Raw genomic sequence first — 11,948 nt, forward strand, 5'->3', positions numbered from 1 at the left:
CGGCAGAAATTTCTTCAGCGATTTACCGGCTTTGGGCTGGCGCTGCTGGGGGCGATTGTTCTCTACGCACCGTGGCTCGTCGTTTTGGTCAACAACGCCGATCGGGCTACTGCTACCACGGACTGGACGCGCTATGCTCCCGGTTTAGACTACCTGATCAAGCTGTGGACGCTCAGCTTTACGTCGCTGTTTCTCGATTTGGACTTTGGCTTCAACAATCCCGTCACGTATTTGCTGCGCGTGCCGATCGTGCTGCTAATTGGTGCTGCTCTCTATACGCTGTGCCGTCGCTCTGAGCGATCAGTCTGGGTTTGTGTGTTGACCTCGATTCTGGTGCCGTTTTTGGTGCTGGCGCTGCCCGATTTGCTGCTGGGGGGCAAGCGTTCTGCTGTCAGTCGCTATTTGATCTCGTGCTACCCCGGTGTGCAACTGGCGATCGCCGCCTTCTTTTCTGTGAAGCTGGCAGAAAAGGAGACGTCGCCTCAGTCGGCTGCACCTCTGTGGCGTGGCACCTTGGCGCTGCTGCTAACGGCTAGCGTTGTGTCTTGCACGGTTAGCGCGCTGTCGTTCACCTGGTGGAACAAGGACCTGAGCTACTTCAATGCCGAAACGGCTCGCCGAATCAACGCTGTGCCATCCGCGATCGTGGTCAGCGATATCGGCAACGACTTCACAAATACAGGCGACCTGATCTCGCTCAGCTATCTACTGAAGCCGGATGTAAGGCTGCTACTGCTAAAGGAGGCGGCTTGGGTTCAAACTACAGAATTCAGCGAGCAAATTAAAGGGTCCACACCGATCGTCTTTCGCCCGTCTCAACGACTGCGGGAGTCCTTAAAGCCCAATGCTCTGACGCCATTTCTTCCCGAAGCCCACGTCTGGCGCTTGAGTCAGTGAACCTGCGCCATCTGGCTGCGTGATCGCACTCCAATCTCTGCGCCTCTGCGCTGCTGTGGTTTGCTTACCGTCTCATTATTGGAAAACTGCGTTTTAAAGGTTCTCCACCTGGCGTGAGCGGGCGATCGTAAGCTCACCCAAACGGTGTAGCGGGTTAATGAACCCGTGATCACGGTAGAGATCTCATGCTCCATCAGTTCACAGGCAGACTGAAAGGCTTCCGAGCGCGATCGAGCATTGAATTCGTATGCCAGTTCATACAGGTCATCCCCGTAGCGCATTCCCTGCCGCATCCCATCACCAAACCAGAAGTTAAAGCGGTGAATTAAGCCCTCTGCAAGTAGCACGGGGAGGACGCTAAGAGGCTCGGCCTGAGTAGAGGCGTCTACCTCTACGTCCGGTTTCAACAGCGAGTCCTTACTCGTTAGGTTCAGCATCGGGATATGTATCCTAATCACAAATCGGGTATACAGAGTTACAAGGTGGGACGATTGCGTCAGGCTTCGGCAACCAATATAATCATTTAAGTTTGAAGGGGAGTAGCTGCTGGTAAAATCCAGCTCACCTGAATCAACACGCTGGCGATGAGCCTGGTTCAGGTGACAAATAGCGCACTTAGCTGTCCAAACCGTATCTTTCAGTAGTATTGCTGGCGTGGCTTTGAGTCATCACTGCCTGAGGGCGGATGTTCGCCACGTATCGGTTACGACCTCTGGCTAGTTGCGGACTAAAATTTGTAAGCGAGACCTTCACTGAGTTCACTTCTGTAGTGAGCTTGGTGAGGTGTACGCCGTCATCAAGCTCACTCAGGTAGCGTTTAGAGATCCTGAGGAGCCTGAAGATATGTTGACTGCATTTACCGCTGGCTTGCTGCTAATTACCGTCTCTGAACTGGGCGATAAGACGTTCTGCATCGCCATGCTTCTGGCGATGCGGCACTCGCGGCGTTTAGTGTTTGCAGGGGCTGTAGCGGCACTGGCAGCGATGACGGTGCTGTCGGTGCTGCTGGGGCAAATGCTAAGTTTCCTGCCCCAGACCGTCCTACACTATGCGGAAATTGTGCTGTTTATTGGATTTGGATTCAAACTGCTGCTAGAGGCGCGACGGATGCCAACTGCTAGCGCCTGTGAGGTGGATGAGGCAGAGGAGACGATCGACCAGTCGTTTCGCTCGGCAGCAAAGCGCGGGATGAAACGCAGTATTGTGCTTCAGTCATTTACGCTGACTTTTATGGCAGAGTGGGGCGATCGAACGCAGTTTGCCACAGCTGCCCTCGCCGCTTCCAACAATCCCTGGGGAGTAACCGCAGGCGCGGTCCTAGGACATGCGATTTGTGCCGCGATTGCGGTGCTAGGAGGACGGCTAATCGCAGGATACCTGTCGGAACGTCTGCTAACGGCGCTGGGGGGCGGGCTGTTTATCCTGTTTGGCATTGTTGCGATGGTGGAGGGTGCGTAATAGTGGCGATCGACTTCCTGATGCATCTATGATGAATGCGGTGACATCTGCTATGATGTAATACCGTCTGGAGAGATGGCTGAGTGGTCGAAAGCGGCAGATTGCTAATCTGTTGTATGGCAGGTAACTCCATACCGAGGGTTCGAATCCCTCTCTCTCCGTCCAGCATCTTGCTGATGCCCCATTCCAATCATCGTTTGGTTTGCTGTACCGATCGAGGTGCTGCGGTTAAGTACTGTAGCCACCGGAAGCGTGAGCCGATCAGGTTCAGGTCCAAATCAGTTGTTTCTGAATTAAGCTCCACCTGGACCGTTTTGCCCTTGAGCCTGAGTCTTCGACCTTAGAAGCAAAACGGTCCACCATTTTGCTCGAAGTTTTTAGTTCTGAAGGCGGCACATGGAGTTCTGAAGGGGAATGATGAACTTTTTTGCTCGAAATTCCGAGTTCTGACGCCGATCGACGCGGTGTAAAAGCTGAGCGATCGATGTTCCTGATAATTAATCTGCCATCAGCCGTTGCGTAAGCTGAATCTTTATTAAGTTTCAGCGATATGCGCGACCACACTCCAAGCCTTCAGCCGCTTTCGTTGTTTTTCATACGGCATCCTATCCCTATAATCTGAAATACTGTGGACTATTGAAGGTTTAGCGTGCTCATGAATCGCGTATCTGCAACCCGTTTTCGGCTAACTAAGGCGATCGCCCTGGGACTCGCAGCGTTGACCACTGGGTTCCTGGCGTCTGCCTGCCAGGAATCGGCTCCCCCCGCTGCAACGGAAGGCGGTACCGCCTCACCGGGTGCGTCTCCGGCTTCTAGCAGCACAGCAGGCTTGAAGATTGGCTCGCTGCTGCCTGCAACTGGCGATTTGGCATCGGTTGGGCAGGCGATGTTGGCGTCGGTGCCCATGCTTGTAGAAACGGTTAACCAGTGCGGCGGCGTCAACGGTGCTCCGGTGTCGCTAGTTTCTGTGGATGACCAGACCGACCCGACCGCAGGCTCCGAAGGCATGACCAAGCTGGCAGAAGTGGATAAAGTCGCAGGCGTGGTCGGCTCGTTTGCCAGCAGCGTGTCTACAGCAGCCCTGCCGATCGCCATTCGCAACAAGGTGATGCTGGTATCTCCTGGAAGCACGAGTCCTGTGTTTACCGATCGCGCTAAAAAAGGCGAATTCCAGGGCTATTGGGCACGCACCGCTCCACCAGACACCTATCAGGCGCAGGCGTTGGCGACGCTGGCAAACGAACGCGGCTTGAAGCGGGTCGCGACGATCGTGATTAACAACGACTACGGCGTTGGCTTTGAGAGGCAGTTCGTCGAAGCGTTCAAAAAGCTGGGCGGCACCGTGACCAACGAAGCCAAGCCAACCCGCTACGACCCCAAAGCCACCACGTTTGAAACCGAAGCCCAAGCGGCGTTTAGCGGCAAGCCGGACGGAGTGGTTGCGGTTGCCTATGCAGAAACCGGAGCGCTGCTGCTGAAGACCGCCTATCAGCAAGGCTTGAGCAAGGGTGTACAGGTGTTGCTGACCGATGGCTCTAAGTCGGACCAGTTCCCGGAGCAAGTCGGCAAGTCGGGTGATGGAAAGTACATTCTGACGGGGGCGATCGGCACGATTCCGGGCGCGGATGGCAAGGCGCTGGAAACGCTGACCAAACTGTGGCAGGCGAAGTTCAACAAGCCGCCAGCCGAATACGCTGCTCAAGGCTGGGATGCAGCGGCACTGCTGGTTCTGGCGGCTCAGGCGGCGAAGTCCAACACGGGTGAAGCCATCAAGGGCAAGATCCTTGACGTTGCCAACGGACCCGGTAAGGACGTGTCGGATGTGTGCGAAGGTCTGAAGCTGCTGCAAAACGGCGAGGACATTAACTACCAGGGAGCCAGCGGCAATGTGGACATTGACGAGAATGGCGATGTATCAGGCGTGTATGACGTTTGGCAGGTTGAGGACAGCGGCAAGCTGAAGACGGTCAGCAAAGTGAATCCTAAGTAGCGATCGTGAACTGCATACAGCGACGGGGAAGGTAGCGAACAGCGAATAGCTGTGCAATAGCTATTCGCTATCACTAAGTGGCTCTGGGGCTACAGTTGACGATCGACTTCAACCGCAGCGCGAACGCAGCCGTAAGCAGCGTTAGCACTCCAGAAACCCAAAACGGCGTGCTGTAGCTGACGCTGACAAGCAGCCCGGCTACAGCAGGACCCAAGGCGTTTGAGATACTGAGAAACGAGGCATTGATGCCTAAAATTTCTCCCTGTTCGCGATCGCCGCTGTTGGTTGATAGGATGGCATTCAGCAACGGCAGCGGAAAGGAATTCGTGATGCCGAGAACGCCTGCCAATATCACAAACGCTGACAGCATCGGAAACAGCGGAATCAGAAAAAAAACCGCTGCGCGTCCGGCGATCGACGCGGCAAGAATATCCGCAAGATTGAACCGTCGCGTTAAGGGTTCAACCGCGAAAATTTGCGTCACTACCCCTACAACTCCAATAAATGTAAACACGATCGCCAGCATTTCTGGCGTTTGATGCAGCGTATTTAAGAAGAACGGTTGAAAGGCAAACGCAAAAATCGTAAACGTAAATCCGCTCAAAAATGTTAGAAGAAACGCCTGCCTAAGCCGAGGACGCCGAGTCGCTTCCAGAATTTTACCCAGCCGAAACAGGTCCCAGTTCAGATGAAACGTTTGTCGCTGCGGCAGAGTTTCCCCTAGCAGCCACACAGTCAGCACTACCGCGATCGACGCAAAGATTGCACCTGCAAAAAAGCTCATACCGAGTGGGGTAACGCCCGGAACAGGTGGCAACTGTTGAGCCACGTAGCTAATAGCAGGACCCATCACAAATCCCAGTCGAAAGGCGGCATCCAACAGCCCAAAGGCTCTTGGTCGCTGCTCTGCCGTGGTCGTGTCGCTGATAATTGCCGTGGCGATCGACGTGTTGCCGCCTGTCAATCCGTCAAGGATACGGGCAATAAATAGCAGACTGGCGATCGAGGTGAAGCTAGCAAGCAGATTCGCCGCCACCGTTCCCACCAGACTAATCACGAGCAGCGGTTTGCGTCCAAACACGTCAGACAAGCGCCCTAAAACTGGCGTTGCAAAGAACTGCGCTACGGCATAGCCCGACACTAGCAAACTCGCTTGAAAATCATTCAGCCCAAATTTTTGAGCGTAAGGATATAGAACCGGAATAATGATGGTAAAGCTGACGGAATTGATAAAGGCAATCAGCGCCACAATCCAAAATTTCAGGGGCAGATTAAACTTCGCCTTCAGGGTTCTAATGAACTGCATTGACCAATGTAGAGAGTGTGAATCAAAGGACGCTCTCGAAGAACCCGCTGTAGCGAGGTGTTCGGCTCGGACCCAGATCGAGAGTATACGACTGTTTGGCAGATTGAGCGACGGCTCAAACGCTTAACGCACAGGCACGATCGCGCTTGACCAGCCACGGCTTGCCACCGTTCTCTCTCTGGAACGAGTATGATTTGAGTCAACGTTCGTGACACTGAATAAAGCTGCTCAACTGACCAAGAGGTGGACGATGCTGTGCGTTGATGAGTTGCTGAATCTGGAATTGTTTCAGGCGCTACCGCAAGAGCGCCTGGACTGGATGTGCGATCGAGCAAAAGCCATTGATGTGAAGACTGGCGACGTGTTGGTGCACGAAGGCGATTCCTCCCTAGGATTTTTCTTGCTGCTGTGCGGCTCCATAGGCATCACCCGCAAAAGCGAAGGGATCGAAATGCCATTAGGTCAGCACGACGCCCCAGCATTTTTTGGCGAGGTCCAAGTGCTGACCGATCAGCCCGTGCCCGTAACGCTGCGCGCCCTCAGCGACTGTCGGCTGTATCAGCTTTCCGCTGATGATTTCCTGACGCTTCTGCACGACTGCCGCACCTTTGAGCGGATTATCTTTCAAACCGTCGAAAAACGAATGCGCGGCTTGGAGTCGTTTATCCGAGGCCGGGAAAAAATGGCGGCGTTGGGGACGCTGGCAGCAGGATTAGCGCACGAACTCAATAATCCAGCGGCAGCGCTGGTCCGCGCGCTTAAAGACATTACGCCCGCGCTACTTGAGCTACAGCGAATGAACTTGGTGTACGGACAGCACCACGTAGACGAGGAGCATACGAAGCAATGGCTCAGCGCTAGAGACAAAGGCTATGACACGATCGTCCACAAGCGCATTGACCCGATGACGCTGGGCGATCAAGAAGATAAACTGCTTGACTGGCTAGAAGAGTACGGCGTGGAGAATGCTTGGAAAATAGCAGAGCCGCTGGCGGAAGCAGGCATGGACGTGGAAACCCTGGAGCAGTTAACGGCGCGCTGGCAGGATGAGCCAACCGAACTGCGGGATATGGGAGTCCGCTGGCTGGCGCTGTCGTTTGAGGTCATGTCGATGGTGACGAGCGGCTTACGAGGTGCCGAGCGAATTGCGCAACTGGTGCATTCAATGAAGTCTTACTCTCATCTGGATCAGGGCGCTCGCCAGCTTGTGGACGTACATGAAGGCTTAGAGGATACGATTCGCCTGTTCTCGTACAAGCTAAAGCACGGTGTCGAGATTCGGCGATCGTATGCGTCAAATCTGCCCAAAATTTGGGCATACGGCAGTGAGTTGAATCAGGTGTGGACAAATTTACTCGACAACGCCATTGATGCAATGAATGAGAGCGGCGTTATTGAGCTTGCCACAACCGATCATGGTGATCACATTCAGGTTTACGTCACCGACTCTGGACCGGGTATTCCACCGGAAATTCGATCGCGCATTTATGAGCCATTCTTCACCACAAAGCCCGTTGGCAAGGGATCGGGTCTGGGGCTAGAGATGGTTCGCCGCATCGTTGAAAATCGGCATCAAGGCACCATTACGCTAGAGTCGCAGCCTGGCAAAACCCAGTTCATTGTCTGCTTACCCGTTAGTCATTAACTTGCAGAAGTAGAGATTGCGCTTATCCCTGGGTCTCACTGAGTAGCCAATTTACAAATTGGTATACCGGGAAATTTCGGTTGCCAAATCCTTGGCTACGATCGTTAACCAATGCACGGGTTAGCGATGGAACTATGAAGGAGATAAAGCCGAAGCTTTTACCAACGCTGCTATGCCTCGTCGTGGTCGGACTAACCGCAGCGTTTCTTCCCTACCCAGGGTTTAACAGCGGCGTCACGGTACTTGAGAGCGATTTTACAGAGGCAGACCGAACTGTTGAGTAATCCTTGAGATCTAGCTGCTGCTAGAGGACGATCGCTCCTCGTATTGTCTAGACTCGAAGCACAGCAACGGTAATTCAAGACACATGAACAATCCAATCGTGACGCTATTCCTGCTGGGGATATTTTTGCTGCTGATTGTCTCTCCATTTTCTCTGCTGGCGATCGTGATGCTGTTTCTCGCGGCGAGTCTACTGGTCTGGATGGTGTCGATCGTCGTAGGCAGTTTGTTCTCTAGCCGCAATCCACAGAAGCAGGAATAGAGTATGTCTAGAGTCATCCTGAGACGAGTTGGGCTGGTTCTGGTCGTCGCAGTGCTGATGGTTCTGGCACTGCAAGGTCGATCGGCGGCTCAATCCACAATTAACTTGCAAGCGGACATATTCCAACTGCGGCAGCAGGTCAACCAGCTTCAGGCACAAGTCTCCCAACTGAGCCGACCCAATTATTCTGCGCCCAGAGGCGGCACTGCCCCTAGAGGCAGTGCGCCCACATCCCGCCCTCGTAGTCCGGAGCTTTCGGACGCAGACATTGTCGATCGCTTAGCGATATTGGCGATCGAAGCCAAGGACCGCCTGAATGCGCTAGAGCAACGGGTAACGAAGCTAGAACGATCGAAGCCGCAGGCTAGGTAAAGGACAGGGCGATCGCATCTTAATCGCGGCGAGGACATTTTTGCGACACATACGCTGCTACCCGTTTCGTCACCGCTTAGCAGCACATGCGCTGATTGCAGCTAGCCTTCCCTAGAGGAGTTTGAATACAGAAGTCTTCTCGATAATGTCTTGTGGCACGACATCGTGAGGCAAAATTCGCGGTAATACAGCGTTTTTCTACCTGGTGAGGTACGTTCTGGCTCTCAGAACCTTTGTCGTTCAGGGAATTTAATGCGCTTCATCGGCTTAGAAAACGCTGTACTCTCAGCGGGCGAATATCCAGAAAAGAAGTTTACGTAATATCCCTATTTGGGTATTACCTAGACTTCTTTTCTGTGTAATAAGTTGTTAAACAGATCTCCTTTCATTCTTATTCGTCCAATTACTTCAGTGGTTTTAATAAAGAAGATTATTTCAGCGTTAATTGCAACTGGTCTTGTTACCGGAACCGTTTATCTTGGAATTCAATCTGGGAAAGATAATCGGTTTGTAGTTTGGTTTGGTATTGCCTCTGCTACCGCCGCTCCCATTGGTCTAGCCTTATTTAGTTATGCAATTAGCCGTTCTGATGATGAAATCATACAGCGACTTTCCAAAGTTCCAGAGATCGAAAGATTAATTGAGCAAGCTAAAACACAAGAGGAAAAGATCCAAGTTCTCGAAGCAGAACGTTCACGGCTTGCGGAAATTGTAAAAATTGAATCGCGACGACAAGCAGCTTTGGATAGGATAGATAGCTTAGAGCGTGATGCTGTCAGAATTTTAGCTGAACTCGAAAATCTAGATAGAGAATTGGTTTTAATAGATGAGCAGGTTGTCAAAAGCGCTATCAGTGAAGAAATTCGACGTCTAAGAGAGCGTGTAAAAGCTCGTGAAGATGGAGATGTTATCCTTCGACTTGGTTCTAGAGTTTATCGTATTGATCGAGATATCATCAAAGCATTACCTTTTGGGCTGGGGAACCCATTAATTGCATACTTCCGAATTGCAGGAAAGCTGAAGAAGACATTACTACCGAAAATACGCCGATAAACAGATATGTAGTACTATTTTACCTTTGTAAGTTTTGCACACTTTCAGTTCTGTCTAACAATTGCAGGGCAACGGATTGAAGGAAGCCGCTGGTGCTGAGTTGAAGTTCTTGGCAGCCGCTGACCGCAAGCGTTAGCATGCTTGTGTTATTTGTAATAGCAAGCTGAAGGTTATCTGTTGATATTTTAGACAAGCTACGTTGAGACACCTCTAAAAAGTAGATCGAGGGCGCGGCGGACATGGGCTGTCCATGATTCAGAGTTTGGTTGAAAGATGAGTGCATAAAGCATAATGCCACTCATGGAGTCAAAGACCAATCCAGGATCTAAATCTTCTTGAAGTTCGTTTCTCGCCTTTGCTCGTTCCAAGACAACTGCAAAAGCTTCTCGTCGAGGTTGCATGTATTTTGTCCAATAGATCTCGGCAAATTGAGCATTACTTGAAGCACTGCTGATAATCATGGCAGCAGTTTGTCTACCCAGAGGGCTGAGCGTAACCTGTGCTGCATTCTCGATCAATACATCCAGATCATCCCAAAAACGACCTGTATCAGGAATAACCACATCTTGCCGGAGGCTTTCGATCGCATCCGCAACCAATTCCGCTTTTCCACTGTAGCGACGGTAAATAGTAGTCTTGCCCACACCCGCACGAGCGGCGATCGCATCAATGCTCATCGCCTCAAAACCAACCTCTGCTAGCAGTTCTAGAGTAGATTGCAGCATCGCTTGATGAGATTGAGTGCTACGAGGTCTTCCCGGTAATTTTTTATTGATCTCGTTCATCAATGCTAATATGATATTACGAAACTACTTCGTATCGAAAATCATGGGCAAGCTTACTCGTCCTCGCTACATGGACAGAACCAGTACGCAGACCCTTCAAGAGGGTCTTAAGGAATACTATGCTTCTAACCCTCATCTCACTCCTCCCGAAACCCAACCGTCTGAATTTGCAAAAATTCTGCTAGCTCATGATGTAGGTCACGTCATCTATGGCTGCGATACAGGAATGTACGACGAAGCAAAAATTTTGCCTCTATTCTGGTGGACGAGTGAGTGTACGTTTCAACGCTTCCGTGAGATGAGAAATACACCCGCTGTCGATGTGATGTACGATGACATGATCAAAGAAAAGGGAGTGCTTTGGCTTTATAGCGAATTTATCAAAGTGATTCCTCCACTCATTCCGGAGCTAATTTCAATTTGGTTGAAAACCCGTAAACGCAGCAAACGAGTTCCTTTTTTAGAGTTTGAACCGCTACTTGATCGAACCCTGCTAGATATTCGTCAAGAGTTTGATCTTTTGCAGTTCATCAAGTAGGTAGTCGTAATCTGTGTGCCAGCAGTTTAACAACTTGCACTGATCAAAATTCTCTAGCGAAGCAGCAGCGACGCTGACTGAAGCAGACCGATCGTAAAGCCCAGAACGCCGCCCAAATTGACGATCGCTTGCAATTCGCTCTTGACAATGCCGTTGATGGCTTGCTCTAGCTCCTGTGGTGAGGTGGACTTAACGCGATCAATAATTACCTGATCGATGTTGAGAATGGGAATGACTTGAGCGACGATCGTCTCTAAATCCCGTTCTAAATAGCGCTCCAAAATTAGCGCCAGTTCCAGGCTCACGCTCTCAAGTGAGGCAGTCACCGCTTCCGACGATTGCAGGCGGCTCAAAATTACGCCCGCTAAATTCTCCCAATCGACCGATTTCCCTAATTCTTGTAGAAAATCTGATCCTCGGTCTTGAATATAAGTCCGTACGCTGTCGCGCAGGGTTTTTCGCAGCTGCCGCACCGTCGAGACTGGCAGATTTTGCAGCGATATATTTTGTAGCCATTCTCTTAAGCGCTGGCGCACGCTCAGCGAAGCGATCAACTCCTTGAGCCGAGTATTGCTGGCGTCTTTCTCGTCCAGGCAAAATGTCCGCAGCCGCGTCAGGGCATTGCGAACGCCAAACAAATTTGCCACAACCCAATAAGTGCCACTGGTCTTCTCGCGAAAGCCCTCGTCGATAACTTGAATATTGCGATCGGTGAGAAAATCGACCAAAATTTGCCGAATCATATCCGGCGGCAGCACGGTCTCCAGCAGCCAATCTGCCAACTTTGTTGCCTGCTCATCGCTAAGTTGAAACTCCAACAGCACTTGGTCAAAAATCTGGTTGAGCTGCGCCTCTAAAAAATCTTCGCGTCGAGCCAGCACTTTCAGCAAGCGCGGCAACGACTCTCCCAGCAGATCTCGTAGAACGTTCGCCAGAATCCTGGCAGTTCTAGGATTCTTGTCGGTCTGAATCTGTTCCAGACCCAGCTTCAGCAGCCACAGAATCGCTGCCTGGACGCGATCGGTTTGCAGCAGCCGCCGCGCCAGATTTTGCAGCTCCTCTGGCGTCAGCAGCGACCCCATAATCGTGTCAGAAATCCGCTTCGCCAGTCGCTCTTGATTGCGCGGAATCAGTCCCGGCGTAAAGGGTAACTGCCGCCCACCCACATAGAGGGAACGATACGGACGGAACAGCATTTTGATGGCGATATCGTTGGTGAAGTAGCCGATGACACCGCCAACTACAGGAGGACCGACAAAGAGCCAGAGGGTAGGGAGTTCCAAGGGAATAACAAATTTTGAGTTGTTAGTGACTCGTTATTAGTCTTTTAGCTGCGTCTAACAACTAATCACTACCGACT

General features: G+C 51.6%; 11 protein-coding genes, 1 tRNA gene and 1 pseudogene. 9 read left to right on the plus strand and 4 right to left on the minus strand.

Going from position 1 to position 11,948, the window contains the following annotated elements; all coding sequences use genetic code 11:
• Nucleotides 1-897 (plus strand): annotated as a pseudogene (locus tag H6F43_RS17280) (glycosyl transferase family 39); the annotation flags it as partial.
• Here the strand turns inward: H6F43_RS17280 and H6F43_RS17285 are convergent.
• The gene (locus H6F43_RS17285) at nucleotides 891-1,334 is read right to left on the minus strand and encodes a hypothetical protein (protein ID WP_190343959.1); all 444 of its coding nucleotides are present in this window, start codon (nucleotides 1,332-1,334) and stop codon (nucleotides 891-893) included. The pseudogene H6F43_RS17280 and the gene H6F43_RS17285 sit on opposite strands and share 7 nt — an antisense overlap.
• Before the next feature lie 406 nt (nucleotides 1,335-1,740).
• Here H6F43_RS17285 and H6F43_RS17290 point away from each other — a divergent pair, with 406 nt between their 5' ends.
• The 3 genes from H6F43_RS17290 (at nucleotide 1,741) to H6F43_RS17300 (ending at nucleotide 4,345) form a co-directional block, all read left to right on the plus strand.
• A complete protein-coding gene (locus H6F43_RS17290) occupies nucleotides 1,741-2,355 on the plus strand; it encodes a TMEM165/GDT1 family protein (protein ID WP_190343960.1) in 615 nt (204 codons plus the stop codon).
• Nucleotides 2,356-2,424: 69 nt separating this feature from the next.
• Nucleotides 2,425-2,516: transfer RNA gene (locus H6F43_RS17295), tRNA-Ser, on the plus strand.
• Between the two features lie 494 nt (nucleotides 2,517-3,010).
• Entirely contained in the window at nucleotides 3,011-4,345 is a 1,335-nt protein-coding gene (locus H6F43_RS17300; protein ID WP_190343961.1) for an ABC transporter substrate-binding protein, read from the plus strand.
• A gap of 73 nt (nucleotides 4,346-4,418) precedes the next feature.
• Here the strand turns inward: H6F43_RS17300 and H6F43_RS17305 are convergent, their stop codons facing one another.
• Nucleotides 4,419-5,651, minus strand: a complete 1,233-nt coding sequence (locus H6F43_RS17305) for an MFS transporter (protein WP_190343962.1) — start codon at nucleotides 5,649-5,651, stop codon at nucleotides 4,419-4,421.
• Between the two features lie 250 nt (nucleotides 5,652-5,901).
• Between H6F43_RS17305 and H6F43_RS17310 the strand changes: the two genes are divergently transcribed.
• The 4 genes from H6F43_RS17310 (at nucleotide 5,902) to H6F43_RS17325 (ending at nucleotide 9,265) form a co-directional block, all read left to right on the plus strand.
• A complete protein-coding gene (locus H6F43_RS17310; protein WP_190343982.1) occupies nucleotides 5,902-7,296 on the plus strand; it encodes an ATP-binding protein in 1,395 nt (464 codons plus the stop codon).
• A 367-nt stretch (nucleotides 7,297-7,663) separates the two neighbouring features.
• Complete coding sequence (locus tag H6F43_RS17315) at nucleotides 7,664-7,840, plus strand: hypothetical protein (RefSeq protein ID WP_190343963.1); 177 nt, start codon at nucleotides 7,664-7,666, stop codon at nucleotides 7,838-7,840.
• Nucleotides 7,841-7,843: 3 nt separating this feature from the next.
• On the plus strand, nucleotides 7,844-8,212 hold the full coding sequence (locus H6F43_RS17320; protein WP_190343964.1) for a hypothetical protein: 369 nt from the start codon (nucleotides 7,844-7,846) through the stop codon (nucleotides 8,210-8,212).
• 411 nt (nucleotides 8,213-8,623) lie between these two features.
• On the plus strand, nucleotides 8,624-9,265 hold the full coding sequence (locus H6F43_RS17325) for a hypothetical protein (protein ID WP_190343965.1): 642 nt from the start codon (nucleotides 8,624-8,626) through the stop codon (nucleotides 9,263-9,265).
• 194 nt (nucleotides 9,266-9,459) lie between these two features.
• Here H6F43_RS17325 and H6F43_RS17330 read toward each other — a convergent pair whose 3' ends face one another.
• On the minus strand, nucleotides 9,460-10,050 hold the full coding sequence (locus tag H6F43_RS17330; protein ID WP_190343966.1) for a TetR/AcrR family transcriptional regulator: 591 nt from the start codon (nucleotides 10,048-10,050) through the stop codon (nucleotides 9,460-9,462).
• A gap of 43 nt (nucleotides 10,051-10,093) precedes the next feature.
• On the opposite strand from H6F43_RS17330, the gene H6F43_RS17335 reads away from it, so the two are divergent.
• Complete coding sequence (locus H6F43_RS17335; protein WP_242025713.1) at nucleotides 10,094-10,588, plus strand: hypothetical protein; 495 nt, start codon at nucleotides 10,094-10,096, stop codon at nucleotides 10,586-10,588.
• 53 nt (nucleotides 10,589-10,641) lie between these two features.
• Here H6F43_RS17335 and H6F43_RS17340 read toward each other — a convergent pair whose 3' ends face one another.
• Nucleotides 10,642-11,871 carry a DUF445 family protein gene (locus tag H6F43_RS17340; protein ID WP_190343967.1) on the minus strand — a complete coding sequence of 410 codons (1,230 nt, stop codon included), beginning with the start codon at nucleotides 11,869-11,871 and terminating at the stop codon, nucleotides 10,642-10,644.
• Nucleotides 11,872-11,948: the final 77 nt, after the last annotated feature.

It is taken from the genome of Leptolyngbya sp. FACHB-36, assembly GCF_014695955.1.
Lineage (GTDB): Bacteria > Cyanobacteriota > Cyanobacteriia > Leptolyngbyales > Leptolyngbyaceae > FACHB-36.